Source organism: Zwartia panacis (genome assembly GCF_030410395.1).
Taxonomy (GTDB): domain Bacteria; phylum Pseudomonadota; class Gammaproteobacteria; order Burkholderiales; family Burkholderiaceae_B; genus Zwartia; species Zwartia panacis.
Genome location: NZ_JAUHHF010000003.1, coordinates 158,672 through 185,626 on the forward strand (window position 1 = coordinate 158,672; position 26,955 = coordinate 185,626).

The window sequence follows — 26,955 nt, forward strand, 5'->3', positions numbered from 1 at the left end:
GTGATGGGTAGCGAAAATGATAAATCGTTTGAATAAATTTATGATGTTGTGTGGACGAGCTGTCACGACAGCTTGTTTTGTGACGATGTTAAGTATGACAGTTCAGGCTCAATCTTTTCCTTCTGCACCTGTGACTTTTATAGTTCCTGGACCAGCCGGTAGTGGGACTGATCAGATTGCAAGACTTTTGGCTGATCAGTTCACGAAAATTTGGAATCAGTCTGTCGTAGTAGAAAACCGCGCAGGAGCTTCAGGTTCGCTAGGAGTACAAATGTTAATGCGTGCTAAACCTGATGGCTACACCATCATGATTGGTCATGTATCGACTCATGGTATCGTGCCTGCGCTTCGTAAACCCAAACCTTATGATCCATTTACTGACTTTGCACCGATCGGCGAGATTGGTTCCTCGTCCAATATCCTCGTTATTACACCGGATAAAAATATTAAGACTCTAGATGAATGGGTTGCGGCATCTAAAACGAAAAATAGTGTTTCGTACGGCTCGCCAGGGATAGGCTTGTCTCAGCACTTTGATGGTTATTCTTTCGGTAAAAAATTTAATGTAGAAGTTCTGCATATTCCATACAAAGGCACAGGACCTGCGGTGAACGATTTGCTTGGTGGCAGGATTGACATGATGTTTGTGACTCCTCCAGCTGTGATGCCCTTGGTCAACAGTGGCAAACTTGTAGCGTTAGCGCAAACCTCTGAAACTCGCCAGATGGCATTTAGCAACGTCCCAACATTTAAAGAGCTTGGTTATGATGATTTGATCAATAAAACTTGGTGGGGTTTGTTTGCACCGCTAGGAACGCCCAGAAATATCGTTGAAAAACTCCATGAATCACTTTTGAGCGCTCTCCAAAATGATTCCGTTCGTAAGGGGTTAGAGTTGCTCGTTGTTGATCCAGCCCCACCAAAATCATCCGCAGATTTTGGTGATTTCGTTCGCAAGGATTACCAGCGCTGGGTAGATTTGGTTCAGCAGTCAGGAATCACTGTCAACTGACTCACCGATATTACGAATGTCAATGACCCAAATATTGTGTTGCGTCTGTACGTGGGTCAAAAACGCATTGCCATCACGCAGCCGTTGCTGTACTTCATTGGGTATGTTTAAAAATATTTACAGGTACTTATCAAGTCTCAAACAATCCTATAAAATCACTCCAAGACATTCAGATTTGGGCTGACGCCCATGCCAACCTGCCCTCCCGGGCAAGGTGGATCGCCGAGAGGCAATGTGACCGGAAACGGTAACTAAGCGGGATGCGTCAGCCCTCTTCTACAGAAGAGGGCTTTTTGTTTTGTACGGGGGATTTATATCCAACTTGCCAACCCGGGCGTCTTGCCGAACTGGCTAAACAGGAGATCGTGATGACTGTGCACGTGCAATTATTGTCGGCCTTTATTCGAAAAGCCGATATCGCCGCCCATTACCCAGGCGGCTGTGAAACCTTTGAGCGGCGACATACCTTGGGCGAGGGTGATGCGTATTTGTATCGCTTGATATCGATGAGCAGCTCGGAGCTAGCGAAGCTCATTGATGAGATTGAACAATGCGGTTTCGACATCGAGCAGTTTGTAGCCATCGCCGATATGTGGGCGGGTCCATTTAAAGAGATTCCAAATATTTGTTTCACTCAAGTCGGTCACGACTTTCCCCCTAAATGGATCGCTGCGGCAGCACAGGAGCATAATCATGACTAAAACCGCTCCCCCAAAACCTATCCCCGCGAGTGCCTTGGAATATCGTCCACGTGATTATTTTGGACGCTACGACTTGCAGGTAGAACTCCTGAGTACGGTCAAAGGTCGGGTTAGACGTTCTTTGATCAAACACTCCGTGAGCGGGTGCTATCGTCATGTGCGTAACGGTCGCTGAATCCGACTAATGGCATTCATCAGAATGGGAGCGAATTTCTTTTCATATTCATTCGCACCCCATTCCCACGCTGACCCTGAAATATGAATCGCGGCAAAAGGTTTTCCATCGTCGGACAGCACTGCGGCGCCCAGTGCTATTTCCCCGTGAATAAATTCATTGACGACCAGCGCATAACCTTTGCGACGGATTTGAGACAAAACAGTTTTCAATTTGTGATGATCCGTCACCGTGTCCGGCGTATAGGCATGGAACTCCTTTCCTTTTAACCATGCCTCCAATTCGCTCGGCCCAAGCGAGGCCAACGATGCGCGTCCGCCTGCGGTACAAAAAACAGGCACCCTTCGACCCACAAGAGAGGCCTGATATTCCTGCGTCTTGGTCTGGTGTCGCATGACGTGAACCAATTCATCGTTCTCAATCAGGGAAAGACTGATTCTTTCTCCCGTTTTTTCACAGATGTCCAGCAAGAGGGGATTAACGGATTCGACGAAAGCATTGGTACGTAAATAGTCGAAAGCCTGATTCAGCACCTTTTTACCCAGACGATAACGACGGGTCTGAGAATTTTGTTCCAGCACTCCCAGTTCACAAAGCGTGTGGGCGTAGCGTTGCGCCGCGCTCTTATCCATCCCGCTCAGCTGGACCATTTCCATCAGACTCAAGTCGTTCGCTGTATGCCGAAAACAATCCAGGATGGAGAACGCTTTGGCGACAGAGGCAACAAATAACGGTGACGTTGACATGAAATTGAGAGCCTAGGTTGATTTGATTCAACAAAATACGATTCAACAAAATTTGACAGCTGGATGACAAAAAACAAGAAACAGATTAATGTTCATAATCAGATTAAATAATACAAAGTATTGTATTGCAATACTTTAAAACACCCAATTTAAACACCAGTCGAGGACGCGCGTGATGCAAAACTCAAAAGCAGTCGAATGGATTGATTCACAGCAGACCGCTATGCTGTCATTGCTCGAAGAGCTGGTGGGCATTGACTCACACAGCTACTACAAAGAGGGTGTTTCCCAGGTTTTTCGCAAACTTGAGTCTTTTTTCAAGACCTTCGGATTGAAAACCGAATCCCATTTTGTGCAGGGAGTCGAGGCGGCTCTGTCCGTGACCATCAATGCTGGTGCGAGCCTTGGCCGCCCCGTTCTGCTGATGGGGCATTGCGATACCGTCTTTCCAAGGGGAGAAGTCGCCAAACGTCCGTTCCGCATCGAAGGCAATCGAGCGTACGGCCCGGGCGTTGCGGACATGAAAGCGGGCGTCGTCATGAACGCCTTCATCATCGCCGCGCTTGCCCAGTCAGGACATACGACCACCGAAGTATCCGCACTATTCACATGCGACGAGGAAATCGGCTCGCCCCTGAGCAAAGAGGTCATCGAGGCGTTTGCCCGCAAAGCTGCTTTTGTCTTCAACGGCGAACCAGGGCGCCCCTCGGGTAACGTCGTGACAGGACGCAAGGGCGGTATTTTTCTCGAGATGGATGTCCAGGGTAAAGCCGCGCACTCTGGGGCCAATTTTTCGGAGGGCATTAATGCGATCTCGGAAATCGCGAACAAAATCGTGGAGCTCGACAAGCTCACAGACATTGATGAGGGATTAACCGTCAGTGTTGGATTGATTTCAGGCGGTCAGTCTGTCAATACCTCAGCCCCTTCCGCCAAAGCAGCTATCGATGTGCGTGTCAAAGATCTGGCACAGCGCGAACACGTCATGAGCCGAATTCAGTGCATTTGCAATAAAAACTTCATCACCGGAACACTGTCCAAGCTGAGCGTCATGGGTGAATTCAAGCCATTCGTCCCGACCGCAGCCTCGCAGAAACTCTTCGAACTGTACCGGGACACGCTCAAGGATATCGGCCATCGCACAGATCAGGAATTTAGCGGCGGATGCGCAGACTCGGGAGTGACCTCCAGTCTCGGCGCGATCACGCTATGCGGAACCGGACCCGTGGGTGGCAAATTTCATACCCAGGACGAATACACCGAAATCGATTCCTTTTTGCCCCGAGCAAAAGCAGTGTTGCTGACGATTGGCAAAGTCCACGCCGCACTGTGAGAGCGACTGATATCAACACATGCCATCAGCTATCAGCAGTCACAAATTTTTAATACCCCTTCTATCTAAATTAAATATGAAACACAATTTTGCTTCTCCCCTTCGTTCTTTATTCAAAACCACCGCAGCAATCTGCCTGACAGGCATGGTCGGCTTAAGTCCCGCTCTGGCAAACGACTATCCAGGATCTCGGCCTGTGAGCCTGATGGTCCCCTATCCTGCAGGTGGTCCCAGCGATGTCAGCGCACGCATACTGAGCGAGCCGATTTCCAAAGCCTTGGGCGCACCCGTGATCGTTGAAAACCTTGGTGGAGGCACGGGAACCATTGCAGCCTCGAAAGTGCTCAATGCCAATGCGAATGGACGCATCTTTTTTCAGGGCACTCAAAATGAACTGATCATTCCCCCACTCACCAATAAAGCGATTCGCTATCAGCCCGATGAGTTTGAAAGTGTTCAGCCGATCACTGTGACACATCTTGTCTTGTTGGTACGCAAAGACCTGCCCGTCAACAACACAAAAGAGTTTATTGATTTAGCGGCCTCCCGCAACAAATCAGATTCACTGACCTATGGCAGCGTGGGTGTCGGATCCCTCTATCACCTGATTACCGAACAGATGGGGAAAACACTCGGCGTGACTTTCACTCACATCCCTTATAAGGGTACGGCGCCAGTCGTGCAGGATCTGGCCAGTGGACAAATCGATTTTTCCATCATGCCATTTCAGGCATCCATGCTGGAAATGATTAAAACAGGTCGCTACAGAGCGATCGCAGTGCTCTCCAAGGACAAACCCGCAGTCCTCGCGAGCATTCCCAGCATTACTGACACGCCCAAACTCGAAAATTTCGAATACGCCAGCAATGCAGGATATTTTGTCAAAAAAGGCACGCCCGAAGACATCAAGAAAGTGTTGAACAAGGCCATCAGCTCAGCGCTGACCAATCCTGAGGTTATTAAGTCCCTCGAGGCTGACGGCCGTAACGTCGCAAAGCCGATGAGCCTTGAACAGGCGAACGCTTTCTATGAAAACGAAATCGCCAAATACAAAGAGATGATTAAAGTGACAGGCTACGTCCACACGAACTAAAGCGCAGACAAAGCGAGTACGTATACGTTTTGTAGCGGCGATCAGATCAGGCACCCGTTAACAAAGCGGGATGCCTCACTCTGCCATCTAGCTTGCAGGTTGAATCTTGTCTTGCGTTTTAGTGTCAAAGTCGCTGGCGTCATGGCGTTCACGCAGCTGTTCTGAAGGCTCGCCATGCATACGATTGACCATGCGACCGCGCTTCACTGCGGGCCGGCTGTAAACAGTCTCGGCCCAGCGTTGAACATGCTTGTAGTCTTGCACGCTTAAAAACTCGGCCGCCCCATATAACCAACCCTTCACCAACCCGCCGTACCATGGGAACACCGCAATATCAGCGATCGTATAGTGATCGCCACCCAAGTACTCACTGACGGCAAGGCGACGATCCAGAACGTCAAGCTGGCGCTTGGTTTCCATCGTAAAACGATCAATGGCGTACTGAAACTTAGCTGGCGCGTAAGCGTAGAAGTGACCAAACCCGCCACCCAAATAAGGCGCACTACCCATTTGCCAGAACAGCCAGTTCAAGGCCTCAGTGCGGGCGGCACCCGATTTGGGCAGAAAAGCCTGAAATTTGTCAGACAGGTAGAGCAAGATCGAGCCGGATTCAAACACGCGCACCGGTAGCTCGCCACTGCGGTCCATCAGCGCTGGGATTTTTGAGTTTGGGTTGATATCGACAAAACCCGAGCCAAACTGGTCACCATCACGGATGTTGATGAGCCAAGCATCATACTCAGCGCCTACGTGCCCCAGCGCCAGTAACTCTTCGAGCAAGATCGTGACCTTGACGCCATTAGGCGTGCCCAACGAGTACAGTTGCAGAGGGTGCTTGCCAATTGGCAGTTCTTTGTCGTGAGTCGGCCCGGCGATCGGCCGATTAATATTCGCAAAGGCGCCGCCGCTGGGTTGATCCCAAGTCCAAACTTTGGGGGGGACGTAATCTTTAGAATCTGTCATTGGGTCTCTTCACTTGAGTCAATTGTCCATCCATGCGGTGTACAAAGATGGCGTTACTAAGCCATATAGTACGATCAGAAATCAATCAATCCAATGTAATATTTACCTCTGCAGTGATCTTAGCCCAGCGCTCGCGCTCCTCAGCTGCGTATTTTGTAAATTCCTCTGAGGTACCGCCGATCGTAATGGCGCCCCTGTTCAAGAACTCCTCCTTAAACTGAGGATCGTTCAGGAGCTTGAAGCGTTATTACTTGATTTTGAAGAACGATCCGGAACAGACCCGATTCTCAATCCAGACATCAACGAACTCAGACGCAAATTAAAGATTAAGAAACGCTGCACCATGCAGGTTATCTCTAGATGACAAGGCAAACAGACTCGCCAACTTACGCGGGTAGAAGGTGGCACGATGCAACAGTTAGAAACAAAAAATAGTCCTCAAAGCCAATCACTTTGGATGTCGTTAAAACTAAAATTCCACATGAATCACGCCCGATAGGTAGCACTCCATGGAAACTAAATTGGCAAAACTTGAAGCCATCATCCCTACCCTCGCCACGCGCGAAGATTTGGCAAGGCAAACAACAGAAACCATGGACCGCATAGATCGCTTAGTTGCAGGATTAAGAACCGATCTTGACCGTAAATTTATTCTATGTATGAGCATACAAATCACAACTCTATTCGCCATCGTTGGCCTGCTTTCAAAGATCGCTAATATTTTTTAGCCATAGCTGCCTGCAATTCAATGTACTCCCAGGCCTGTCTGCTGCGGCCCGCTGGCGTGTTGATCACTTATTCAGCTGCAAAGAATTTTCACCGTCAGTGAGCGATTGAAAACCCATACCTTTTATTTAATAAATGTATTGCTGACTTATATGCACCATCGGACCAAGTGGAGCGCTGCGGATTGTAGCTCTCGCCTGCTAGAGAAACATTTTCATCGCCGAGTGGCTGCACTGCCCAATTAAAAATATCACGTGTTGAAAACGGATATCCTGCACGTATGTAGTACCAACCATCAGGCCATTCCCAATAGAAGGTTTTGCTTGCTTTCCCAATTTCAACCGGCTGTGTCACGCCGTTATTGGCAAACAAATGTTCGAGGCCTTTTTTAACTTCACGCTCAATTGATTCAAGACCTTCGGAGGCAAGTGCTCGCCATTTCTGGACACACTCAAGACTATCGCTGTAAACAGACCGAATCACATTTTGATTGGCTGCGTATGGCTCCTGAGGTATTTCAATCGAATTAATACAACTGTCCGTTGTCCAAGCGCGCCATACTTTTTTGTTGTCCTTCATACCTCGGATATTGAGCCACCAAGGATTGTCATACCATTGTGCGACGGTGACGACATTGACACCAACTAATGATTGATATTGTGGTTGCGACTGAATCGCACGAGCGATATTTCCTTGGATATGATCAAACGCCTTTGGAGGAACGCTAATCATCACATGCGAACTTGTCACACGATGCTTGGTTGTGATTAAAGAATAGCGGTTTGATTCTTTATCAATACTTTTAACAGGTTCTTCCAGGTAAATACGTACGCCACTTTCTTGCGCTTTGCGAGCGAGTCCTCGCACATAGGCAGACATTCCGCCTACCGGATAGGACGCCTCACAGCAAACATCGATGTCCTCTTCCAGAAAATCAAGATAGCCTTTAGCACTTAACGAGTATTCGTAATCGCTACGAAATCGGCTCATATCTCGAAGATATTCATAGCCATTATTCCCAAGAACACGCGTCGCATAAGATTTAAAATCAGGAAATTGATCGATATGCTTGCGGTGCTCACTCTCAAGCAAACGCCGCAGCAGCTGTGTCGGCGCATCCCCTTTCTCTTGGTCAAACTCAATTCCTGGATATAAAACTACAAAATCATCAGGATTCGTTGAATAAAGGCCGCGGGCAAAAATGAGCTCTTTCTCAAGACTCGGTTTTTCTAACTCGATTCCGAGATCGTGAGCGAGTTTAAATAAGACATCTTGCCCCTCCATCACACGGCGACCACCAACCGCAATCAGAGGTCCTTGGAGTTGATTAAGATCTTTCCCAATATCGTAAATACGCCCACCTAAACGATTTTCTTTTTCGAATAAACATACTTTGTCTTTGTAGAGAGGCCCTAACTGGTATGCAATATATAGACCTGCAGGTCCCCCCCCAATAATGCTGTAGTCGCAATCCAGGGCTGGTAATGGTTTTTCAGAGTCTTTTTTACCAATGTCTCCTGCTTGAGAGATCAAACTCAAGCAGGAGAGCACATAGAAAAGGATCCAAACAGAAAGTTTCTTGATTTGCATTGCAATATGTCTAATCATGCCTATCGAACTGGTACCAAACCGCCCGCGATTGCTAGAAAGATCCATCAATCCAACGTAATATTTGCCTCTGCAATGATCTTGGCCCAGCGCTCACGCTCCTCAGCTGCGTATTTTGTGAATTCCTGTGAGGTGCCGCCGATCGTAATGGCGCCCCTGTTCAAGAACTCCTCTTTAAACTGAGGATCGTTCAGGATCTTGACTGTTTCTGCATTGAGCTTAGCGACGATATCTGGTGGCGTACCTTTGGGAGCAAACAAGCCAAACCAGCCACTGACATCAAAGCCTGGCAAGCCAGCCTCGGCAAGCGTTGGTACGTCAGGCAAGAGCGGTGAACGCGTTGCGGACGTGACACCTAGAGCCGTTAGCTTTCCTGATTTAATCAAGGACAAACAAACTGGCAGGTTACAGAACATCATTTCAACGCGACCGCCAATAATGTCGTTAATCACTGGCGTTGTGCCCTTATAGGGGATGTGCACCATCTCTACACCGGCCATCTTCTTATAAATCTCACCGGACAAATGCATACTACCGCCCGCACCGCTTGATCCGTAATTAAAGCTCTTCTGCTTTTGGAGTGCGAGGAGCTCTTTAAGATTCTTGGCAGGCACATGCGATCCCACGACCAGTACGTTGGGCACGCTAATCAGATTCGTGATACCAACAAAGTCACGTTGCGGATCATATTTAATGTTTTTATGTAGCAACACGTTGATCGAGCCAATGCTTGTCGCACCCACCAATAGGGTATAGCCGTCTGGAGGTGCCGAGGCAACAAAGGCTGCGCCAATATTGCCGTCTGCACCCGTTTTATTTTCTGCGACAACGGGTTGGCCCAAAGCAATAGAGAGTTTATTAGCGACAGTACGCGTCAAAATATCCGTGAGCGTACCCGCTGCAAAGGGCGCAACAATCGTGATGGGTTTATTTGGGTAGTTGGCGGCTTGCGCTTGCGCAAACGAATGTGGCAGTAAAGCCAGTGCGGTCAGGCTGCTCAAGCCCACCGTACGGAGCGTTGTAAAGAGGTTTTTTTTCATGTTGATCTCCCGTTCAATTTTTATAAAAGATGAGTGAACTTTTTTACAAAGTTTATATAACTTTGACACCCTCTTCCTTTCCTGAGATCTTACTTCCAAGTTGGGGCAATTTCCTAAAATTTTGAATAACAAATACCGATAAAATTGCTTATGGATATCTATTACCTACCCGGGCGAGGCGGTCGGCTTGAAACAGGCCTAGGCGAAGCACTTCTCTCACGGGGGCTGAACCTCTCCGGGAGAGAAACCCTTGGTGCTTTCGCGAAACTCAGCTTTTCGGAACAAATCGAGCACGTTGCGCAAGATCTCAAGACACACTTTTGGCACGAAAACGCCTTGGTCGTCGCCAACTCTTTTGGAGCTTATCTTTTTTTGCATGCTCAGACATTAATGCCCCCCTTCCCAGGAAGAGTGCTTTTACTCTCCCCGATCGTGGGAGAGTTTGCAAATAGTGAATCACAAACTTTTTTCGTCCCACCCAGAGCGCGACAACTTATGGAGTTGGTTCAGGCCGGTAAATACCATGCCGTCAAACAATGCGAAATCCATGTGGGCGAACTTGACTGGCAAAGCAATCCCGAAAATGTCCAAGCTCTAGCCACACACATGACATGGGACGTCACGGTCGTCCCTCAGGCGGGACACATGCTGCCTAAAGCCTATGTTGGAGAATTGCTGGATCGATGGATTGGTTGACATAAAAAACGTGATGCCTAAACCTCAGCGGCGCCACCCCGCAGTCATAAACCGATCAATCCGCCCATCCTTGCAAAACGCATAGCCCCAAATCAACTGACGTCTGATCGGATTCGGCCCCACAGACTCAAACAAGTGCACAGTCTCGTCAGGCTGTAGCCCATCGCGAAACTCGACCCACAAGGCATTTAAATGTCCAAACGGGAAATTCGGAGCAGCCCCCATTGGATCCATCACCATATTGGTTTGCTCGATCTCGGGAATCGTCATCTTCCTGATCAAGGCATCTTCTTTTAGGACAAACTCTTTAGCCTTGGCGCGTTGCCCACTAACAGCCTCAGCATCTTTCTTTTTGAAAATCTCAACAATCTTGAAACCGATTGCGACTGGCCATAATGACCAGCACAATCCTAAAATACAAATATCGATCTTTAGTGCATTTCATCCTTCTCTTTAGGCTCCCACGTATGAAACAACCGAGCTAGCGCCCGATTATGAAAATCACTTAAGAACCTTCTCCGAGCACTCACAGTCGCCCCTGTTTGGTTCATAAGCATCTCCCGCAAAGGATGATGACTAGCGATCAAAAAATTGTTTCTAGTCTCCAATCTCTCTAACAAGGCAATCGTAGGGATTCGCGCAAACTTCCCACCTACACCTGCATTACAGTCGGCGCATGCAAGTACTAGGTTCCAAACACCGTCGATGAGCTCAAACGATTTCTCTCGACTCAAAACATGCGGAAAGAAGTGATCCACTTCGGTTTCGCGACCAGTCGTGATATCAATCTCACGACGACAATAAAAGCATTTACCCTTCTGGTAGCCGTTTAACGCACCTCGAGCACTGGTAACGGTTTTTCTGCGGTTCGTGCGGTCAAAGGTAAACAACATGCTCTGCTCGGCATCGTGCTTGATATCAATCAGATGAGGTGCCACGCCCATACCCCAAGCCGTTTCAACAAGATTCCACCGAGACTCGACCTCGACTCCTAGATTCTGCGTATGAGTTCCCTCCATCAACGCAGAAAACTCATCCGTGATACGGATTCCGTTGTTACTGGCACGCTCGTCGATAAAGAAGCGTTTTTGTGTATCTCCTGCCCCCACGACATGGAAAGCATCGATCACGTTTACAAAGCCTCGACGAACGGTCTCTTCGACTAGTTTTGTCTGGTTTGGATCCTCCACCCCATACCGACGGCAAGCCTCTAAATATTGGCTCGACGCTGACACTGCTTGCTTGGGTGCAAGCTTGAGATGCGTAACGATATGCTGGGCAAAGGTTGGAGCAAGGTCTGACAGCTTAATTAGCTGACCCGCCTGAGGGTTAAGCTCTAAGAGAGACTTCGCTAACGCGAATTTGTACGAAGCGGAGTTTCTCCCGAATAAAATAATCCCTCGCCAGTAGTCTTCGAGTGTTGGAGCGATGGTGATAAAAGGTTGCATGAGCCTGAAGCGGTAACATTTGTAACTAACATGTTTCAAATGTAACCAAATTCTGGCTGGCTGGCTAAGTCCTTGGAGTATTTATGGCAGGCGTTCCTTACTACGATGTGCATGCTCAGCAGTTAACTGAGCAATATGAGTCTTTGGAGGCTCACGCTGTGCACCACTGGCTCTTGGATTTATTACCAACTCGCGATAAGGCAATGGCGCTGGATGTGGGGGCTGGCTCTGGCCGAGATGCGGCTTGGCTGGCCGATCGTGGATTTAACGTATGGGCGGTTGAGCCTTCTGCGGGGATGCGTCAAGAGGCGCAAAAGCTTCATAGCGGAGCTGCTATCACTTGGCTTGACGATCAATTACCTAGTCTTGAAAACACGCTCTCGCATGCGGCTACCCAAGGTGTTTCTTTTGACTTTATTTTGCTGAGCGCGGTTTGGATGCATCTGGCGCCAGCGCTCAGGCCAAAGGCCTTTGAAAACCTCATGCATTTGCTTGCCGCAGAAGGAGTACTGGCCGTGACCTTGCGCTGCGGACCTGCACCTGTCGAACGTGAAATGTACGAGGTCTCTGAACAAGAAATTCGCCAACTATCAGAGAAATACGGAGCGACCGTACTGAGATGTATCTCAGCACCTGATCAAAGTGGTCGCCCAGAAGTTAGTTGGATTCAGATGGCTTTACGAAAAGACTCGTGACACTTATCACCCAAAAATATTAAACATCCCCAGTAAGCTCATCGCACCTAATTGCATCTTCACATACAGTTTCATCTTTTGATCCATCGACTGCTGGATCTCGGTTGTTTTAAGTTTCAACGCTTCGATCTCTTTTTCTAGCCGTTTAATCGCCTGAGCATGCTCTTGCTCCAGTGCGTTCTGCTCAAGATGTATAGGTTGTGGATCAATGGCAGCAGCAGTTGCAAACTTTGTCGCGGGCGCTGTTTCTGTGGATGATCTGGTGGAGACTTTAGTTGCGGATTTGGTTTTTGGAGCAGGTTTCTTTGTTTCTGTGTTTTGCATAGGGATGTTCAGTGTTGGTTAGGGCTGAACATGGTATGCAGAGGGGACTTCTTTCGGAGAGTGATTTCACGCGCTTATCCAGTGCGACTGATACTTATAGTATCCGTCCGGTAAACGCGCTCCACAGGCGCACCATGGCATAGGTATCAAGCTTGCAATAGTCAAGCAGCTGTCGCTCGATCTCGGCTTTGCGTGCGGTTGTTGTGTAGGGTGCGATGGCTTCAGCAAAGGCGTCCATGGCCATGCCGCCGTCTTGGACGCCTTCGAGTTTTTCGTAATTAAGCTCTGGGGGTGGACAGAGTGCGGGCAAGACGGCTTTGATGCTCCAGCTACCCTGTTGGCTGGGATGGTAGTAATGCTCCCGTGCGATAGGCAATAGATCGACCACGCGTGCATTGAGCGCGAGCAAATCTTGGGAGAGTTGCGGAAATCTCTCGGCGAGCTCGCGGATGCGGGTCATTTCAAAGCCTGCGTTGTACACAAAAATCGGGATGGGCTCGCGACAGGCTGCGATCAGGGCCTCGGCAAAGGCCTTAGAGGGATCGTTGCCGGAGAGGTCGATAAAGGCCTGCTCAGTAAGCTGTGTGTTGGACTGGCGATGAACGCTAAACTGAAACGGGATATGCTGATAGGGTCGCGTACCCGGCCAGATCGGCACGGCAAACGAGATGGTTTCAAAATCCAGAAAATACGCCGGCAGCGTGTGCGCAGCCAGCGCCTGTGCTGCACTCGCTTGATCAAAATACGCCTCTTTCGCAAGAGTCGCATTTTTAACGCGCTGTTGTTTGTCGCTCAGCAAGTGATCAGGAACGTCACGTAGCTCTGTGATGCCCGTGTTTGCGATGAGCGTGGTCAAGCCTTTTTTCAAGGGCTTGGGTAGCCAGGCAATGGGGTGTTCAGCTTGAGGTTCTTGGCTCTGGCAGTGTGCGTAAAATCCGCAAGGATAAGGATCATGGCAGTGCTTGCTGGTCGTAATGGCGGGTGCCGTGGCTTGGGCGACGATGCTTTGCGCGGCTTCGATCCAACGTTCGACTTCTGCACCCCGGGCAAAGGCCTCGTCGGTCAGGTCGTTTTCTACGAGCAGGCCTTGATAGTCTCCGTCGCCGGGATAGGTCCAGGTGTTGTCAATATGTGCGAGTGCGATAGCGGTCAGGGGCACGCCTGCCGCGCGGGCGACAAAAGCTTGGATGGCAACGTCATCGCGGTGGTAGTCTTTGACGGAGGTCGAGGATTTGACCTCGACCATGCGCCAGGCGCGTAGGGGTTGGGATTGGGGGTTTTGTACCGGCAGCATCACATCTGCAAACGCCATCGCCCCCTCGGCGGCAAAGCCGGCTTCAAAAATGGGATTTGGCGTGTCGAGCAGAGACATGCTGAGTGAGAGCGCGGCATCAATGCCCTCGGCAAAGGGCTCGATGACCGTGCCCTGCCCTGTGGGGTCATACAGCTGCTGGGCAATCTCTCCGACTTGATGTCCAGTGTCAAAGTTTTTCTGGGAGGCCGCAGTGTCTGCGCGTAAGTCTGGGTGATGAACTTCGAGCCACACGCGCTTGGGGCACTGCCGATAGGGCATTAGTTTTGACTTGGACAGTGGGCGCATGGGTGTTCTCCGATACTGCTTTGATGACTTGCCAAGAGCACCGAATGCGAGACTGCTCTAGAGACTCTCACGACCTAAGCCAGTATCGCGAGAGAGTTGAGACCTCCCTTTGGCACGCGCAATATTACCTAGCGCTTTGGCAAGAAACGCGGCATCATCTCCTGCTTCTTGCAGACAGGCTTCAAAATACATTGCCATGTCCTGTTCCGTTTTAAGGTACTCAGCGCTATCCCATTTGCGAACTTTGAGGGTGTTCATTCGTTACACCTTAATTTTTTGTGCAGTTGCAATAGTTGCCATCCTCGGTGCAGTCAGTGCGGAGGCTATACTGCCGCCAATATTAAGTGTCCAACCTCTGCTTTGGTCGGACGAATCTTTATTTCAATGTTGTAGCCTAATCGTGTCAGGCAATCCATCAGTTTGCGTTCAGACAGATTGGTGAAGTCGCCCCGCATCATGTCAGAGACCTTTGGTTGGGAAATGCCCATCCGCTTGGCTGCCTCCTGTTGTGTCAGGCCACGACTTTTCATGGCTTTTCTGATTTCAATCACCAAGCCCGTTTTAATCTTGAGCTTTTCAGCATCAACTAGGCCAAGATCAGCAAACACATTGGCAGAGCCATGATGCACTTCAACGCCGCTAACAAGTCGAGTTTTCATTTCCGTAACTCCTTTACGTACGCTTCGGCAATTTTCAACCTGGCGTGGATGATGTCCATGTCCTCTTTCGGCGTGGAGATACCGCGCTTGCTCTTTTTTTGAAAGCAGTGAAGGACAAACACTGCTTCAGTAAACTTAACTGTGTAGACGGCGCGGTAGGTGCCGCCGATATCATCTTCCAGTACCTCAAGTACGCCTGCACCACCAAAGCCCTTAAGTATTTTGGCTGCATCATGCTTGTCGCCAACTTGAGCTAGCGACAAAGCAAAGCCGAAAATTCGCCTTACATCTGCAGGCAAATCCAACAAGTCTTTATAGCTGCTGCCGATCCATTCGAGCGGTTTTTCTTTCGTAGACATGACTAAATATATATGAAATGGTATAAAAAGTCAATCAAAGATGTCGCCTTCTCAGACGATATTCATGACCGCATGTCCCTATTCATGCGCGTAAATACGTTATGTTGTGATCTATCCAAAGAGGAGTCCGCTATGGCTGTCCTTTACCCTTCCCTGCCGCCGGCGATACCGATCAATGGCTTACAACGCGAGGTTGATGTGCTGCGGATGCTTGAGCAATCACTCTCCCAAGGGTATGAGATTTTTCATAGTGTGCCGTGGCATTCGGTGCACGAGGGGCGTGACCGGCATGGTGAGATTGATTTGGTGGTGCTGGGGCCGACGGGCAATATCATGTTGCTGGAAATCAAGTCCGGTACGTTGAAACTGATCGACGGGGTGATGTTCAAGCTCTACAAGGATGGCAGCAAGGACGTGGGGCGGCAGCTTAGGGTTCAGCACGCCGCGATGGTCAGTCGCTTGCAGCAAGCGGGCCTGCGCGCGGTAGTCACTAATTGTCTGGTGTTGCCGGACTTTAGGGTAGAGGGGCAGCACGTTTTGAGCATCCCGCCTGAGCGGATTGTCGATGCGACGGGGTTTGCGCAGCTGGGTTCTTATGTGATGGAGGCGCTTTCTAGTGGTGGTGGAAGTGCTGGAGGGAGTAGCTTGATTAAAGCTGAGCCTAGTCCGCTCACCGCACTACGGCAATTTCTCTGTAATGAGTTTAAAGTCACGCCCGATCTGCGAGTCTTGGGTGCGCAGCTGCGTCAGACCACCCTGCGTCTGGCCGATGGTCTGGCGACCTGGGTGCCGCGAATCGATACGCCCTCGGGTGTCTTGAGGATCCAGGCGACGGCGGGCTCGGGTAAGACGCAACTGGCCTTGCGTTTGTTACAAGATGCCGCCGCAACCTCTCAGCGCAGTCTCTATGTTTGTTACAACCGCGCGTTGGCAGATCACATCACGCAACTCGCCCCCACGCGCGCCCACGTCGCAAGTTTTCATGAACTCTGTGTGGACCATCACCGCAGGCATGTGGGTGAGCCGGATTTTGGCGCCCAGGGCTTGTACGATCAGTTGAGTGCTGAGTACAAGGCAGCAGTCGAGGCGACTCCGGAGATGCAGGGTCGCTATCAACTGATCATCATCGACGAGGGGCAGGATTTTGAACCGGACTGGGTGGCGAGCTTGCTGCCGCAACTCTCGGAAGACGGTCGGATTTATTTACTCGAGGATGCAGCACAACGCCTCTATCCGCGCGAAGAGTTTGATCTGTCGGATGTGGTGACAGTCCACTGCCAGGACAATTTCCGTACTCCCCGCCAAATCTGCCAGGTCCTCAACGCGCTCAAGCTCTCGCAAGCACCGATCGAAGCGCGCTCGGCCTATGAGGGCGAGGTGCCCAATTTTCACACCTACACGACCGAGGCGCAGCTGCGACGCCAAACTGAAACCGCGGTGAAACATCTACTGTCGCTCGGTATCGCGCTCTCCGACATTGCCTTGGTGAGCTGGCGCGGACTGACGAACTCGGTCTTGATCCAGACCCCAGCCCTGGGGGACTGGTCGCTCAGACGCCCCACCGGTAAATACTCTAAGTCCGGGGACGCGCTCTGGACGGAGGGCGAGTTATTGGTGGATTCGGTCTATCGCTTCAAAGGCCAAAGCGCTGCCGGGATCGTGTTGACCGAGGTGGATTTTGCGGCGCTCGATGAGGGCGTGAAACGGAAATTGTTTGTGGGACTGACGCGAGCGCATATCGCAGCAGAGGTGGTGCTAACCGAACGTGCGGCTGGGGAGTTGATGGGAGTGTTGTAGGGGGACATGCAGAGGGGAAGACGGACATGTCACTATCGAGTAACAACCCGATAACTTGTATGGATACAGAGTAAAAATCACCAAGTTCGCAGCAAAATTCTTGATTAGCGAACATCCACTGTCACAAGGACTCTAACCCGCTCTTGTTTCTGAGTCTTAGACAAAAACAACATGACACGTAGAAACTCACCCAATGCCATCAAAACACTAGATGACCTTAGTGCACTATCCAGTATCGTGGTGGATAAACGCTTGGGCAAACGGGCTTCAGCAAAAAAGAGCAGGCGTAATCGCCATTACGAAAAGCAGTTCATCAGAAATACCCTTGCGCATCATTTGACTTAAGACAACTCTGAACAACAGTCGGACGCGTGACGCAATCAAAATGAACAAAGCTGACTTTAAAATCTTATTTGTCTGCATGGGCAACACCTGCCGGAGTCCCATCGCAGAAGCTGTTTTTTCAAAAAAGCTTGCTGATAGAGATATCCTGCACAGGTTCAAAATTGACTCAGCGGGAACGCATAATTTTCATCCCGACACACCACCAGATGAACGAAGCCAGAAACATGCACTCAAGAGAGGATACGATCTTTCAAACTTGAGGGCTAGACCAGTTATTGAACGTGATTTTGAAGAATTCGATTTGCTTTTGACGATGGATTGGGATAACCGTGTGTTGCTGGAGGAAATGTGTCCTGCTTCACATCTTTATAAAATTCGGGGTTTGGCTGAGTTTTTGCAAACAACTCAAGCATCTGTCATACCTGATCCTGACTACGGAGGGGATCAAGGGTTTGAAGATGTACTGGATTTGATCGAAGAGGCTAGCGAAGGGCTGATGAAATTCTCACTTCACAAGATAAAAGCATAAAGAAAATCAGCGCAGCAGTCATTGCGTTGACAGATGCTGATACCTGCTTGTCACAATAGCAAAATGTATCTACAATGTATACACTTGTTAGGAGTGCTCGCATGGACGCAGTAATTCGAAAATGGGGAAATAGCCCCGCCCTTCGCTTGACAACAGCCGTATTAAAAGAGGCCGGACTTCAGCTCGAAGAAAGAGTGGACCTCAGGGTGTCAAAAGGCCAAGTGATCATCACAGCAATAGACAAAGTCGAGTACGACCTAGATATGCTTGTGGATGGCATCAATGCTAGAAATACCCACGGTGAAATCAGCTTTGGTGCCCCCGTCGGCAAAGAGGCGCTCTAATGCCGCGCGTTTATGTTCCAGATGCAGCTGATGTCGTTTGGCTAGAATTTGATCCGCAGGCAGGGCATGAACAAGCCGGACACCGACCAGCACTTGTCATCAGCCCTGCAACCTACAACAGCAAAACAGGTCTCATGGTCTGCTGTCCGCTGACCTCTAAAATTAAAAACAATCCCTTCGAGGTAGTGACTCAGATTGACGGCGTCGATTGCGCAGTTCTGTCAGATCAAGTGAAGTCACTAGACTGGAAGGTCAGACGTGCGAAAAAGAAAGCCATCGTTCCTCCAATGGTCATGCTGCATGTCAGAGCGAAAATCAAAGCGTTATTAATGATCAAATAAATTCTCAACCCACTGAGGATTCCAAACAACCTCCCAGAGGTGTCCGTCCGGATCCTGGAAATACCCTGAGTACCCACCCCAAAATGTGTCATGTGCGGGCTTGACGATAGTCGCCCCTGCCGTGGCAGCTTGAGTCATGACTGCGTCCACTTCGGCTTTTGAGGATACGTTGTGACCCAAGGTCATCTCGGTGGGGCAAGAACTGCCTATTGCGATCCCAGTATCCTGGGCGATACTCGCCCTGGGCCAGAGCGCGAGACGAAGACCCGGCTGCATATCAATAAACACAACAGCACCATGCTCAAACTCTTGGCCAATGATGCCCTGTGTAGGAAAGCCGAGCCCGTCGCGGTAAAAGCGTAGCGACACCTCGAGATCCTCGACGCCGAGCGTGATCACTGTGATGCGTGGTTTCATTGGCTGACTCCGTTCGGTGCATGACTAAATACGAATAACGAGCTTGACCGAATCTGTCAGTGTATTTCAGATCACGCTGTGATCCCTGCGCTTGAGATCATTGCACTTGCCGGGAGCCGTCACAAAACCTTCACACAACAGTAACCCAACGTACATCTAGCCTCTTTAAAGTTGCTTTCAGTGCTCTCAACTGGAATCAACGATGACATTTTCACTTCCCCGTTTAGCCAAATACCTCACGCTGGCATTTGCCGGCGTCACATTGACCGCTCAAATCGCAAACGCGCAATCCGCTGTGCCGGACAATCGTCCAGTCGTACGTGTCGCGGTTCAGCAGATTTCCAATAGCGGCGCGCTCGATCCCTTACGCGAACAGAGTAACGTCGGGACACGCGTACTGCCGATGATTTATGCCGGTCTGATCGAGCTAGACACCACCGGAGACCTAAAACCCAAAGCCGGGATCGCCGAATCCTGGAAGCGCATCGACGATCGCACGCTCGAGTTCACGCTCCGTCCTGGTGTGAAATTTCACAACGGTGATCCTGTCACAGTCGAAGACATTGCCTTCAGTTTTAGCCCTCAGCGCATGTTTGGCAATACCAAGCCCAGCATAGGCGTCGCAACGGCAAAACCTGCAGCAGCAGATGCCGCAGCAAATGAACCCACCTTTGCCACCGGCCCCACACCTCCAGCCGAAGTCGTGGCGGTCGCACGCAACATCTGGCCTTCGTTGATCGGCGTTGAGATTGTCGATGACAAAACCGTGCGTTTGGTCAATGCCTTGCCAGACTTGACGCTTGAAGGTCGTCTGGCGCGCCTGGGCTCCGAGATCATTTCCAAAAAGGCCTATCTGGCGGCCAAGGACTGGAACACCTGGGCGCAACAGCCCATCAGCGCGGGTCCTTTCAAGGTTAAAGAGCTCAAGCAGGATCAGTCCTTGGTGCTGGTTGCCAACGACGACTACTTTGGTGGCAAACCCAATGTGCGTGAGATCCGCTATACGGTCGTACCTGAGGTGTCCTCGCGCATCAATGGTTTGATTTCGGGTCAATATGATTTTGTGACGGATATTCCACCCGATCAGTTCAAGCTGATTCAAAACAATCCAAAATTCGAAATCTCTGGTGGCCCGGTGATGAATCACCGCTTGGTGGTGTTTGATAAAACGCACCCAGTTCTGGCGAATCCCAAGATCCGCCAGGCCATGTCGCACGCGATTGACCGCAAAGCCATCGTGGACGCGCTGTGGGGTGGCAAAACCACGATTCCGGCTGGTTTGCAGTGGGAATTCTACGGCGACATGTACATCAAGGATTGGGAAGTTCCCAAATACGATCCTGCCCTGGCTAAAAAACTGTTGAAAGAAGCCGGCTACAAAGGCGAGCCGATTCCTTTCCGCACCATGAACAACTACTACACCAACCAGACACAGACCGATCAGATCATGCTCGAGATGTGGAAAGCGGTGGGTCTGAACGTTCAGATGCAGATGGCGGAAAACTGGGCACAGATTTTTGAAAAAGGTCCAACGCGTGGTGTGCGCGGCTGGTCCAACTCCGCGCCCTTTAGCGACCCAGTCGGCTCAATGGTCAACCAGCATGGTCCGAATGGCCAGCAGCAGCGTATGGGTGAGTGGAGCAACGACGAATTCAACAAACTCTCTAACGTGCTGACCTCCTCGGTCAATCCGCAAGAGCGTCGTGAAACATTCGCACGCATGCTTGTCATTGCCGAACGCGAAGACCCGGCTTACACGGTCCTGCATCGTACCGCCGTGTTTTATGCCAAGCGTAAGGATTTTGGGTGGAAACCTTCGCAAACGTTCTTGATGGACTTCCGCGCGGACAACCTTCAGCCTCCAAAATGATGTTTGACAGAAACCCAGTCAAAAAACAGACTCCCGAGACGCTCTTGAGCGTCAAGGGTCTGACCATCGCGTTTGCCAACGGTATCGAAACGCGCAAAGTAGTGCACAGTGTCGATCTCGAGATTAAAAGAGGGACGGCGCTGGGGATTGTGGGTGAATCTGGGTGCGGGAAAAGCGTCACCTGGATGGCGATGCTGGGTCTTCTAGGGCCCAAAGCCCGTGTCTCGGGGAGCGCCAAGCTCTCTGGACAGGAGCTGATCGGCATGGACGACCGCCGACTCTCTGAAGTCCGTGGTGGCAAGATCGCCATGATTTTTCAGGATCCAGCCTCTTGTCTGAATCCCGTGCACCGCATTGAAAAACAGCTTGCCGAAAGTTTGGCGCTGCACAGGGGGCTCCATGGCGACGAGGCGCGCCGAGTTTCTCTGGATTTGCTCGATCGGGTGCAAATGCCCAATGCCAAGCAACGCCTGAGCGCTTATCCGCATGAGCTTTCTGGCGGCATGAATCAACGCGTCATGATCGCGATGGCGCTGGCTGGCGAACCTGATTTACTCGTAGCTGACGAACCGACCACGGCGCTTGATGCGACCGTGCAGGCGCAGATTCTGGATTTGTTGAATCAGTTGCGCAAAGATTCCGATATGGCGCTGGTGCTGATCTCCCACGATCTGGGCGTGATCGCCGAGGCCAGCGAACGCGTCGCCGTCATGTATGGTGGCCGAATTGTCGAGCATCTGCCCACCGACGATTTGTTCACTCGAGGTCATCACCCCTACACCAACGGACTCTTGGCTGCGATGCCTTCGCTTGAGTCCGAACAAACCTCGCTCAAGGCGATTCCGGGCCAGGTCCCCACCGCCGGCACGGCCTTTAAAGGTTGCAGCTTTGCGCCACGCTGCGATTTCACCCGTGACGACTGTCATCGCATCCTGCCCGTTCTGCGCAGGGTCCATGCCGATCATCGTGTGGCGTGCCACGTAGAGAGAGCAGCATGACACCTTTACTCAAGGCGACTCAGGTCAGCCGCAACTTTAGCGTCAAAGACTCCAAAACCAGGTTTGCCAAGCCGCGCATCCTGCGTGCGGTCAATCAGATCTCGCTTGAACTCAACGCAGGCCAAACACTCGGTCTCGTCGGGGAGTCTGGCTGTGGCAAATCCACCCTCGCCCGCATGCTGATCGGTTTACTTCCGGCCTCGAGCGGGGAGATCACGTTTGCGGGTCAGCCGATTCAGGCTAAACGTAATGCGCACTGGCGCGCGCAACGCCGGGACATGCAAATGGTTTATCAGGATCCGTTAGCAGCTCTCGATCGTCGTCTCAAGATTGTCGATCAAGTGCTAGAACCTCTCGTGATTCAAAACCTTGGCGATCGTGCTACGCAACTGGCTGCCACCCACGAGGCGCTCGAGTCCGTGGGTATCGGCGAGGATCTTTATGGTCGCTATCCCCATGAGCTCTCGGGTGGTCAGCGTCAGCGCGTAGTGATGGCGCGAGCCCTGGTGCTCAAGCCTCGTTTGCTGGTCTGTGATGAGCCTGTTTCAGCACTCGATCTGTCGATCCAGGCGCAAGTCATCAACCTTTTGTCCGACCTGCAAAAAAGTCGCAACCTAGCCATGCTCTTTATCAGTCACGACTTGCGTATCGTGCGTCATATTTGTGATGACGTGGCAGTGATGTACCTCGGGAAAATCATCGAACAAGGCCCTGCGGAAAAAATCCTCTCAGAGCCCGCTCACCCCTATACAGCCGCGCTGATATCGGCGGTATCTCATCCGAGTGGCGCACGTGGTACGAATGGCACTCTTGGGGCAACGGGTGCCACCGAGCCACGCAAACGGATTTTGCTCACGGGCGAACCGCCTAATCCGATTGATGTTCCGACCGGATGCGCGTTTCATCCTCGCTGTCCCAGCATGCTGGCACGCTGCAAGACTGAGACGCCAATTAAAACGATGCTCGACGGTCGACACGCTGTCGCGTGCCATCTGCATCAAGGTAGCGCGCCGCTTGTCTACGTCCCGTTGGCCACTGACTCCCTACCCCCATCACCACTCAAAGCTGCAGCCTGATGAATTATTTACTGACTCGGGGCGCGCGCTCCGGACTCACTGTTTTACTCGTCGTCACCTTCACCTTTTTTATCCTCCGAATGTCTGGCGATCCAGCCATGATGATTCTGTCCGCCGATGCGCCACCTGAGGCCATCGAGGCCTTTCGCAAAAGTTGGGGACTCGACGCGCCACTCTCTCATCAATACTTTGGCTATCTGGGCAACATTCTGGCCGGCAATTTTGGCGTTTCGATGCGCAATGGCGCCTCGGCCATGTCGCTGGTCCTAGAAGCGATCCCAGCCACGCTCGCGATTACCCTGCCCGCCTTTTTATTAAAGCTTTTACTCGGGATTCCTGCCGGCGTATTTGCGGCGTTTCACCGCAATACCTGGATTGACCGCTTGATCATGAGTTTTTCTGTGGCGGGTCATTCGATGCCGAGCTTTGTCTTGGGTGTGTTGATGGTGTTGATCTTTGCGGTATCCCTTGGCTGGCTCCCCAGCGGTGGTTACGCCTCGTGGGGGCATGCCGTTTTACCCATCATCACGCTGTCGATCGGCGGCGCAGCGGTGCTCGCTCGCTATACCCGCTCGGCCATGCTCGAAGTGTTGGGTCAACCTTACATCCGGGCGGCTTCGGCCAAGGGACTGAGCTGGCGTCATGTCGTGATTCGTCACGCCCTGCCGAATGCGGCGGCACCTATTTTGACAATCACGGGTTTGATGCTCGGCGCGCTGATCGCCGGTGCGGTCGTCGTTGAGAGCGTATTTTCCTGGCCCGGAGTGGGTCGACTCATCGTCTCGGCAGTCGCCAATCGCGACCTCGCTGTCGTCCAGGCAGCCTTGCTGTTGGTGACCTTCAGCATGGTGGGCGCCAATCTGCTGGTCGATGCGCTCAACCTGATGATCGATCCCAAGATCCGGTCCTCGAAATAGGAGCATCGCATGAGCACAATAACGGCTATCTCGACATTTACATTCAAAATCACCGCATTGTGCAACAATCTGCTTCGGTGTCCGACCATCGTGTTGATTGGCTGGATCTGGCTCGCAGTGATGTTGTTCATTGCTCTGTTTGCGGAGATATTGACTCCGTATGCCTACACCGCACTCGATTTATCGGCCAGGCTTCAGCCCCCCGTAGGCTTCGGCGGACAGATCAATCACCTGCTGGGAACCGATGAGCTTGGACGGGACGTCATGTCTCGACTCGTGACCTCGATCCAGATGAGCTTGCTGATTGCCTTTGCCAGCACCTTGATTTCCGCGACGATTGGTTTGACGCTGGGCTTTCTGGCGGCACGCTTCAGAGGTTGGGTCGAGCAAGCCGTGATGGTGGCGATCGATTTCCAGGCCTCGATTCCGTTTATGTTGATCGCACTCGCGGTTCTGGCGTTTTTTGGCAATACCCTGGTCCTGTTTATCTGTCTGATGGGTTGCCACGGCTGGGAACGCACCGCGCGGATCACCCGCAACCTCACCGTTGCCGCGGTCGAGCAAGGCTATGCCAATGCCGTTCAGGCTCTGGGCGCAAGCACCTGGCGCATTTACTTTCGCCACATCCTGCCCAATATCGCCAGCACCTTGATCGTCAGCATGACGCTGACCTTTCCTGAGGTCATTTTGCTCGAATCCGGCTTGTCCTTTTTAGGACTTGGCGTACAAGCCCCCCTGACAAGCCTGGGCAACATGGTGGGATATGGACGCGAATACCTGCAATCCGCGCCTTGGATCCTGTTGGCTCCGGCGGCAGTCATTGTGCTGACCACGCTTTCGATTTCTCTGGTCGGCGACTGGGTACGCGACAAGCTCGACCCGACCCTGCAATAAATACCGCTATTCATTTTCTTATTTGGAACTGGACTCATGACACGCACTAAAAAAAATGTACTCTTGATCGTGGTCGATCAATGGCGAGGCGATACCCTGGGCAAGCTCGGACACCCGACTGTCAAAACGCCCAATATCGATGCGCTCGCCAACGAAGGCGTGACCTTTGCCAAGCACTACACGCAAGCTGTCCCGTGCGGTCCTGGTCGCGCCTCGATGCTGACCGGTCTCTACATGATGACGCACCGCGCAGTGCAGAACACCATTCCACTGGATGCGCGCCATACCAACATCGCCAAAGAAGTCCGCAAAGCAGGCTATGAGCCCGCACTGGTTGGCTACACCACTACGACACCCGATCCGCGCGAGACGGCCCCTCAGGATCCGCGTTTTAAAGTGCTCGGCGCGGACATGGAAGGCTGGAAGCCCGTCGGCTCCTGGGGCCTGAAAATGGAAGCCTATTTTGCCTGGGTCAAAGCCAAAGGCTTTCCAGTACCCAAAATCCCCACCAATATCTGGCTACCCAAAGGTCAGGATGAAAGCGATATTGGCGCGACCGCCAAGCCCAGCACCATCCCGGCTCACCTGTCGGATACATCATTCTTTACCGACCGCGCCTTGGAGTACCTCAAAGGCACCGAGGGCAAGCCCTGGTTTCTGCACTTGGGTTACTACCGCCCGCACCCACCCTTTATCGCCCCAGAGCCCTACAACTCGATGTACGCCCCCGAAGACTGCCCTCCGCCCATTCGTGCGGAGTCCGTCGACGCCGAGGCGGCGCAGCATCCCATGCTGGAGTTTTATCTCAAGTCGATCGAACGTAAAAAGTTTTTTGAACACGGCCAGGGTCTGGGCGCCGACATGACTGAAAAAGAAGTCCTGCAGATGCGCGCGACCTACTATGGACTGATGTCAGAAGTCGATGCGCACGTCGGTCAAGTCTGTGACTATCTGAAGCAAACGGGTCAATGGGACAACACCCTGGTGATCCTGACGAGCGATCATGGTGAACAGCTCGGCGACCATCATCTGCTGGGCAAGCTCGGTTATTTCGACCAGAGCTTTCACATCCCCATGATCGTGCGCGACCCAAGCGAGTCGGCCAACCTCACCCGCGGGAAAATCGTGCGCCATTTCACCGAAACGGTCGACACCATGCCGACCATTCTCGAATGGATGGGCTTACCTATCCCGCGCACCTGTGACGGGGAATCGCTCCTGCCCTTTATTCATAGCGCAGAAGCGCCTGCCAACTGGCGGACCGAAGTGCATTACGAGTTTGATTTCCGCAATATTTATTATTCCAAGCCAGAGGATTATCTCGGACTGGACATGGACGAGTGCGCGCTCTCCGTCATCCAGAATGATCGCTACAAGTATGTCCACTTTGCCGCACTCCCACCGCTGCTGTTCGATCTGGAAAAAGATCCTGGTCAGTTACGAAATGTCGCCGAGGATCCCGCCTACGTCAAACCGTTGCTGGAGATGGCGCAGAAAATGTTGAACTGGCGACTCAAGCACGCCGATCGCACGCTCACTGGCTATGCCGCCACACCTGAAGGGTTGACCTCAAGACTATGAACCACCTCGCTCCCCTTTTATTTACCAAAGAAGCCGTCGTGTTCGACCTGGACGGCACGCTCATGCACACAGAGCCTGAAATCCGCATGGCGATCAATGCGGCCTTGGTGGACTGTGGCTTTCCGGAAATCGATCCAGAGATGGCGTTGCCTAATTTGCATGGCCCCTCGAGAGAAGTGCTGGAAAGTGCCGCCGCCATGGTCGACGTACCCAGTTCCTTCGTGCCTAAGCTACAGGAAGCCTATATGCGGCATTACAAGCAACAGGCACATGCACACTCTAGGCTCTATCCTGGCGCTCTCGAGCTGCTGGAACATCTGCGCGATCATGATTTCAAGCTCGCGGTCTGCACAAACAAAGTAGAAGCCAACGCGCGACATGCACTGCGCACAGTCGGGATCATTGACTTTTTTGATGTCATCACGGGAGGGGACACGACAGCGCATGCCAAGCCTCACCCACTGCCCCTGTCGCACACGCTCAAACAGATGGGGGTCGCACACGAATATGCCGTTCTCATTGGCGACACACATGTCGATGCGCGCTGCGCCGCGCATTGCAATGTCGACTTTATCTTGCACCAAAATGGCTATGGAGCGCCCAGCGAACCAGAACACAAGATCGCCGGGCAATTCAACACATATGGTGGAGTATTTACTTAGTGGATG

30 protein-coding genes, 1 pseudogene and 1 riboswitch are annotated in these 26,955 nt (G+C 51.6%); of the genes and pseudogenes, 19 read left to right on the top strand and 12 right to left on the bottom strand.

Annotated elements, in window-relative coordinates:
• Nucleotides 1-16: 16 nt before the first annotated feature.
• The 3 genes from QWY30_RS05490 to QWY30_RS05500 all read left to right on the top strand — a co-directional run bounded on the left by QWY30_RS05490 (nucleotide 17) and on the right by QWY30_RS05500 (nucleotide 1,888).
• Entirely contained in the window at nucleotides 17-1,012 is a 996-nt protein-coding gene (locus tag QWY30_RS05490; protein WP_290238966.1) for a Bug family tripartite tricarboxylate transporter substrate binding protein, read from the top strand.
• A 160-nt stretch (nucleotides 1,013-1,172) separates the two neighbouring features.
• Nucleotides 1,173-1,277, top strand: a riboswitch (SAM-I-IV-variant riboswitch).
• Nucleotides 1,273-1,713, top strand: coding sequence for a hypothetical protein (locus tag QWY30_RS05495; protein ID WP_290238968.1), 441 nt, complete (start codon nucleotides 1,273-1,275; stop codon nucleotides 1,711-1,713). Its footprint overlaps the riboswitch before it by 5 nt.
• Nucleotides 1,706-1,888: a hypothetical protein gene (locus QWY30_RS05500; protein WP_290238970.1), complete on the top strand. Its 183-nt coding sequence runs from the start codon at nucleotides 1,706-1,708 to the stop codon at nucleotides 1,886-1,888. The genes QWY30_RS05495 and QWY30_RS05500 overlap by 8 nt, the downstream gene beginning before the upstream one ends.
• On the opposite strand, the gene QWY30_RS05505 is transcribed toward QWY30_RS05500, so the two are convergent.
• Complete coding sequence (locus tag QWY30_RS05505; RefSeq protein WP_290238972.1) at nucleotides 1,867-2,634, bottom strand: IclR family transcriptional regulator; 768 nt, start codon at nucleotides 2,632-2,634, stop codon at nucleotides 1,867-1,869. The genes QWY30_RS05500 and QWY30_RS05505 overlap by 22 nt on opposite strands.
• Before the next feature lie 175 nt (nucleotides 2,635-2,809).
• Between QWY30_RS05505 and QWY30_RS05510 the strand changes: the two genes are divergently transcribed.
• Nucleotides 2,810-3,967, top strand: a complete 1,158-nt coding sequence (locus QWY30_RS05510; RefSeq protein ID WP_290238974.1) for a M20 family metallopeptidase — start codon at nucleotides 2,810-2,812, stop codon at nucleotides 3,965-3,967.
• A gap of 76 nt (nucleotides 3,968-4,043) precedes the next feature.
• A complete protein-coding gene (locus QWY30_RS05515) occupies nucleotides 4,044-5,060 on the top strand; it encodes a Bug family tripartite tricarboxylate transporter substrate binding protein (RefSeq protein ID WP_290238976.1) in 1,017 nt (338 codons plus the stop codon).
• 87 nt (nucleotides 5,061-5,147) lie between these two features.
• On the opposite strand, the gene yghU is transcribed toward QWY30_RS05515, so the two are convergent.
• Nucleotides 5,148-6,023, bottom strand: coding sequence for a glutathione-dependent disulfide-bond oxidoreductase (gene yghU / locus QWY30_RS05520; RefSeq protein ID WP_290238978.1), 876 nt, complete (start codon nucleotides 6,021-6,023; stop codon nucleotides 5,148-5,150).
• Nucleotides 6,024-6,532: 509 nt separating this feature from the next.
• Between yghU and QWY30_RS05525 the strand changes: the two genes are divergently transcribed.
• Nucleotides 6,533-6,751: a hypothetical protein gene (locus QWY30_RS05525; RefSeq protein WP_290238981.1), complete on the top strand. Its 219-nt coding sequence runs from the start codon at nucleotides 6,533-6,535 to the stop codon at nucleotides 6,749-6,751.
• Nucleotides 6,752-6,845: 94 nt separating this feature from the next.
• Here the strand turns inward: QWY30_RS05525 and QWY30_RS05530 are convergent, their stop codons facing one another.
• Both QWY30_RS05530 and QWY30_RS05535 read right to left on the bottom strand, forming a co-directional pair.
• Nucleotides 6,846-8,339: an FAD-dependent oxidoreductase gene (locus tag QWY30_RS05530; RefSeq protein ID WP_290238982.1), complete on the bottom strand. Its 1,494-nt coding sequence runs from the start codon at nucleotides 8,337-8,339 to the stop codon at nucleotides 6,846-6,848.
• A gap of 65 nt (nucleotides 8,340-8,404) precedes the next feature.
• Nucleotides 8,405-9,397 carry a Bug family tripartite tricarboxylate transporter substrate binding protein gene (locus tag QWY30_RS05535; RefSeq protein WP_290238984.1) on the bottom strand — a complete coding sequence of 331 codons (993 nt, stop codon included), beginning with the start codon at nucleotides 9,395-9,397 and terminating at the stop codon, nucleotides 8,405-8,407.
• 150 nt (nucleotides 9,398-9,547) lie between these two features.
• Here QWY30_RS05535 and QWY30_RS05540 point away from each other — a divergent pair, with 150 nt between their 5' ends.
• Nucleotides 9,548-10,093: an alpha/beta fold hydrolase gene (locus QWY30_RS05540; protein ID WP_290238986.1), complete on the top strand. Its 546-nt coding sequence runs from the start codon at nucleotides 9,548-9,550 to the stop codon at nucleotides 10,091-10,093.
• 24 nt (nucleotides 10,094-10,117) lie between these two features.
• Here QWY30_RS05540 and QWY30_RS05545 read toward each other — a convergent pair whose 3' ends face one another.
• Both QWY30_RS05545 and QWY30_RS05550 read right to left on the bottom strand, forming a co-directional pair.
• Nucleotides 10,118-10,501 carry a hypothetical protein gene (locus tag QWY30_RS05545; RefSeq protein WP_290238989.1) on the bottom strand — a complete coding sequence of 128 codons (384 nt, stop codon included), beginning with the start codon at nucleotides 10,499-10,501 and terminating at the stop codon, nucleotides 10,118-10,120.
• A gap of 23 nt (nucleotides 10,502-10,524) precedes the next feature.
• The gene (locus QWY30_RS05550) at nucleotides 10,525-11,541 is read right to left on the bottom strand and encodes an HNH endonuclease family protein (RefSeq protein WP_290238990.1); all 1,017 of its coding nucleotides are present in this window, start codon (nucleotides 11,539-11,541) and stop codon (nucleotides 10,525-10,527) included.
• A gap of 83 nt (nucleotides 11,542-11,624) precedes the next feature.
• Between QWY30_RS05550 and QWY30_RS05555 the strand changes: the two genes are divergently transcribed.
• Nucleotides 11,625-12,236 (top strand): class I SAM-dependent methyltransferase, encoded by a 612-nt coding sequence (locus QWY30_RS05555; RefSeq protein WP_290238992.1) that lies wholly within the window; start codon nucleotides 11,625-11,627, stop codon nucleotides 12,234-12,236.
• A gap of 6 nt (nucleotides 12,237-12,242) precedes the next feature.
• Here the strand turns inward: QWY30_RS05555 and QWY30_RS05560 are convergent, their stop codons facing one another.
• From QWY30_RS05560 to QWY30_RS05580, 5 genes and pseudogenes are all read right to left on the bottom strand, one after another.
• Nucleotides 12,243-12,560 carry a hypothetical protein gene (locus QWY30_RS05560; RefSeq protein WP_290238995.1) on the bottom strand — a complete coding sequence of 106 codons (318 nt, stop codon included), beginning with the start codon at nucleotides 12,558-12,560 and terminating at the stop codon, nucleotides 12,243-12,245.
• 94 nt (nucleotides 12,561-12,654) lie between these two features.
• A complete protein-coding gene (locus tag QWY30_RS05565) occupies nucleotides 12,655-14,160 on the bottom strand; it encodes a DUF2779 domain-containing protein (protein ID WP_290238996.1) in 1,506 nt (501 codons plus the stop codon).
• Between the two features lie 60 nt (nucleotides 14,161-14,220).
• A pseudogene (locus QWY30_RS05570) lies at nucleotides 14,221-14,418 on the bottom strand (addiction module antidote protein); the annotation flags it as partial.
• 65 nt (nucleotides 14,419-14,483) lie between these two features.
• On the bottom strand, nucleotides 14,484-14,819 hold the full coding sequence (locus tag QWY30_RS05575; protein ID WP_290238998.1) for a helix-turn-helix domain-containing protein: 336 nt from the start codon (nucleotides 14,817-14,819) through the stop codon (nucleotides 14,484-14,486).
• Nucleotides 14,816-15,178, bottom strand: coding sequence for a type II toxin-antitoxin system RelE/ParE family toxin (locus QWY30_RS05580; RefSeq protein ID WP_290239000.1), 363 nt, complete (start codon nucleotides 15,176-15,178; stop codon nucleotides 14,816-14,818). The genes QWY30_RS05575 and QWY30_RS05580 overlap by 4 nt, the downstream gene beginning before the upstream one ends.
• A gap of 132 nt (nucleotides 15,179-15,310) precedes the next feature.
• Here QWY30_RS05580 and QWY30_RS05585 point away from each other — a divergent pair, with 132 nt between their 5' ends.
• The 4 genes from QWY30_RS05585 (at nucleotide 15,311) to mazF (ending at nucleotide 18,534) form a co-directional block, all read left to right on the top strand.
• On the top strand, nucleotides 15,311-16,975 hold the full coding sequence (locus QWY30_RS05585) for an NERD domain-containing protein (RefSeq protein WP_290239001.1): 1,665 nt from the start codon (nucleotides 15,311-15,313) through the stop codon (nucleotides 16,973-16,975).
• Nucleotides 16,976-17,360: 385 nt separating this feature from the next.
• Nucleotides 17,361-17,849 carry a low molecular weight protein-tyrosine-phosphatase gene (locus QWY30_RS05590; protein WP_290239004.1) on the top strand — a complete coding sequence of 163 codons (489 nt, stop codon included), beginning with the start codon at nucleotides 17,361-17,363 and terminating at the stop codon, nucleotides 17,847-17,849.
• Between the two features lie 101 nt (nucleotides 17,850-17,950).
• Nucleotides 17,951-18,193 (top strand): AbrB/MazE/SpoVT family DNA-binding domain-containing protein, encoded by a 243-nt coding sequence (locus QWY30_RS05595; RefSeq protein WP_290239006.1) that lies wholly within the window; start codon nucleotides 17,951-17,953, stop codon nucleotides 18,191-18,193.
• Nucleotides 18,193-18,534 (top strand): endoribonuclease MazF, encoded by a 342-nt coding sequence (mazF, locus tag QWY30_RS05600; RefSeq protein ID WP_290239007.1) that lies wholly within the window; start codon nucleotides 18,193-18,195, stop codon nucleotides 18,532-18,534. Before QWY30_RS05595 ends, mazF begins: the two co-directional genes overlap by 1 nt.
• Here the strand turns inward: mazF and QWY30_RS05605 are convergent.
• Nucleotides 18,520-18,951, bottom strand: a complete 432-nt coding sequence (locus QWY30_RS05605; protein ID WP_290239008.1) for a VOC family protein — start codon at nucleotides 18,949-18,951, stop codon at nucleotides 18,520-18,522. The genes mazF and QWY30_RS05605 overlap by 15 nt on opposite strands.
• A gap of 202 nt (nucleotides 18,952-19,153) precedes the next feature.
• Between QWY30_RS05605 and QWY30_RS05610 the strand changes: the two genes are divergently transcribed.
• From QWY30_RS05610 to QWY30_RS05640, 7 genes are read left to right on the top strand one after another with little or no spacing between them, the layout of a single operon-like run.
• Nucleotides 19,154-20,821 (top strand): ABC transporter substrate-binding protein, encoded by a 1,668-nt coding sequence (locus tag QWY30_RS05610; RefSeq protein WP_290239009.1) that lies wholly within the window; start codon nucleotides 19,154-19,156, stop codon nucleotides 20,819-20,821.
• Nucleotides 20,758-21,819: an ABC transporter ATP-binding protein gene (locus QWY30_RS05615; protein WP_290239010.1), complete on the top strand. Its 1,062-nt coding sequence runs from the start codon at nucleotides 20,758-20,760 to the stop codon at nucleotides 21,817-21,819. Before QWY30_RS05610 ends, QWY30_RS05615 begins: the two co-directional genes overlap by 64 nt.
• On the top strand, nucleotides 21,816-22,895 hold the full coding sequence (locus QWY30_RS05620; RefSeq protein ID WP_290239012.1) for an ABC transporter ATP-binding protein: 1,080 nt from the start codon (nucleotides 21,816-21,818) through the stop codon (nucleotides 22,893-22,895). The genes QWY30_RS05615 and QWY30_RS05620 overlap by 4 nt, the downstream gene beginning before the upstream one ends.
• Nucleotides 22,895-23,812: an ABC transporter permease gene (locus tag QWY30_RS05625; RefSeq protein WP_290239014.1), complete on the top strand. Its 918-nt coding sequence runs from the start codon at nucleotides 22,895-22,897 to the stop codon at nucleotides 23,810-23,812. Before QWY30_RS05620 ends, QWY30_RS05625 begins: the two co-directional genes overlap by 1 nt.
• 9 nt (nucleotides 23,813-23,821) lie before the next feature.
• Entirely contained in the window at nucleotides 23,822-24,706 is an 885-nt protein-coding gene (locus tag QWY30_RS05630; RefSeq protein WP_290239016.1) for an ABC transporter permease, read from the top strand.
• A 36-nt stretch (nucleotides 24,707-24,742) separates the two neighbouring features.
• Nucleotides 24,743-26,287: a phosphoric/sulfuric ester hydrolase PehA gene (pehA, locus tag QWY30_RS05635; protein WP_290239018.1), complete on the top strand. Its 1,545-nt coding sequence runs from the start codon at nucleotides 24,743-24,745 to the stop codon at nucleotides 26,285-26,287.
• Nucleotides 26,284-26,949: an HAD family hydrolase gene (locus QWY30_RS05640; RefSeq protein ID WP_290239019.1), complete on the top strand. Its 666-nt coding sequence runs from the start codon at nucleotides 26,284-26,286 to the stop codon at nucleotides 26,947-26,949. Before pehA ends, QWY30_RS05640 begins: the two co-directional genes overlap by 4 nt.
• Nucleotides 26,950-26,955: the final 6 nt, after the last annotated feature.

Bases quoted from the DNA above. Each gene is read 5' to 3' on its own strand.
- QWY30_RS05505 (WP_290238972.1), bottom strand. From the start codon at position 2,634: ATGTCAACGTCACCGTTATTTGTTGCCTCTGTCGCCAAAGCGTTCTCC.
- QWY30_RS05590 (WP_290239004.1), top strand. From the start codon at position 17,361: ATGAACAAAGCTGACTTTAAAATCTTATTTGTCTGCATGGGCAACACC.
- QWY30_RS05535 (WP_290238984.1), bottom strand. From the start codon at position 9,397: ATGAAAAAAAACCTCTTTACAACGCTCCGTACGGTGGGCTTGAGCAGC.
- QWY30_RS05565 (WP_290238996.1), bottom strand. From the start codon at position 14,160: ATGCGCCCACTGTCCAAGTCAAAACTAATGCCCTATCGGCAGTGCCCC.
- QWY30_RS05610 (WP_290239009.1), top strand. From the start codon at position 19,154: ATGACATTTTCACTTCCCCGTTTAGCCAAATACCTCACGCTGGCATTT.
- QWY30_RS05630 (WP_290239016.1), top strand. From the start codon at position 23,822: ATGAGCACAATAACGGCTATCTCGACATTTACATTCAAAATCACCGCA.
- QWY30_RS05585 (WP_290239001.1), top strand. From the start codon at position 15,311: ATGGCTGTCCTTTACCCTTCCCTGCCGCCGGCGATACCGATCAATGGC.
- QWY30_RS05510 (WP_290238974.1), top strand. From the start codon at position 2,810: ATGCAAAACTCAAAAGCAGTCGAATGGATTGATTCACAGCAGACCGCT.
- pehA (WP_290239018.1), top strand. From the start codon at position 24,743: ATGACACGCACTAAAAAAAATGTACTCTTGATCGTGGTCGATCAATGG.
- QWY30_RS05595 (WP_290239006.1), top strand. From the start codon at position 17,951: ATGGACGCAGTAATTCGAAAATGGGGAAATAGCCCCGCCCTTCGCTTG.
- yghU (WP_290238978.1), bottom strand. From the start codon at position 6,023: ATGACAGATTCTAAAGATTACGTCCCCCCCAAAGTTTGGACTTGGGAT.
- QWY30_RS05555 (WP_290238992.1), top strand. From the start codon at position 11,625: ATGGCAGGCGTTCCTTACTACGATGTGCATGCTCAGCAGTTAACTGAG.
- QWY30_RS05605 (WP_290239008.1), bottom strand. From the start codon at position 18,951: ATGAAACCACGCATCACAGTGATCACGCTCGGCGTCGAGGATCTCGAG.
- QWY30_RS05560 (WP_290238995.1), bottom strand. From the start codon at position 12,560: ATGCAAAACACAGAAACAAAGAAACCTGCTCCAAAAACCAAATCCGCA.
- mazF (WP_290239007.1), top strand. From the start codon at position 18,193: ATGCCGCGCGTTTATGTTCCAGATGCAGCTGATGTCGTTTGGCTAGAA.
- QWY30_RS05500 (WP_290238970.1), top strand. From the start codon at position 1,706: ATGACTAAAACCGCTCCCCCAAAACCTATCCCCGCGAGTGCCTTGGAA.
- QWY30_RS05575 (WP_290238998.1), bottom strand. From the start codon at position 14,819: ATGAAAACTCGACTTGTTAGCGGCGTTGAAGTGCATCATGGCTCTGCC.
- QWY30_RS05580 (WP_290239000.1), bottom strand. From the start codon at position 15,178: ATGTCTACGAAAGAAAAACCGCTCGAATGGATCGGCAGCAGCTATAAA.
- QWY30_RS05515 (WP_290238976.1), top strand. From the start codon at position 4,044: ATGAAACACAATTTTGCTTCTCCCCTTCGTTCTTTATTCAAAACCACC.
- QWY30_RS05525 (WP_290238981.1), top strand. From the start codon at position 6,533: ATGGAAACTAAATTGGCAAAACTTGAAGCCATCATCCCTACCCTCGCC.
- QWY30_RS05495 (WP_290238968.1), top strand. From the start codon at position 1,273: ATGCGTCAGCCCTCTTCTACAGAAGAGGGCTTTTTGTTTTGTACGGGG.
- QWY30_RS05490 (WP_290238966.1), top strand. From the start codon at position 17: ATGATAAATCGTTTGAATAAATTTATGATGTTGTGTGGACGAGCTGTC.
- QWY30_RS05530 (WP_290238982.1), bottom strand. From the start codon at position 8,339: ATGCAAATCAAGAAACTTTCTGTTTGGATCCTTTTCTATGTGCTCTCC.
- QWY30_RS05540 (WP_290238986.1), top strand. From the start codon at position 9,548: ATGGATATCTATTACCTACCCGGGCGAGGCGGTCGGCTTGAAACAGGC.
- QWY30_RS05550 (WP_290238990.1), bottom strand. From the start codon at position 11,541: ATGCAACCTTTTATCACCATCGCTCCAACACTCGAAGACTACTGGCGA.
- QWY30_RS05620 (WP_290239012.1), top strand. From the start codon at position 21,816: ATGACACCTTTACTCAAGGCGACTCAGGTCAGCCGCAACTTTAGCGTC.
- QWY30_RS05640 (WP_290239019.1), top strand. From the start codon at position 26,284: ATGAACCACCTCGCTCCCCTTTTATTTACCAAAGAAGCCGTCGTGTTC.
- QWY30_RS05625 (WP_290239014.1), top strand. From the start codon at position 22,895: ATGAATTATTTACTGACTCGGGGCGCGCGCTCCGGACTCACTGTTTTA.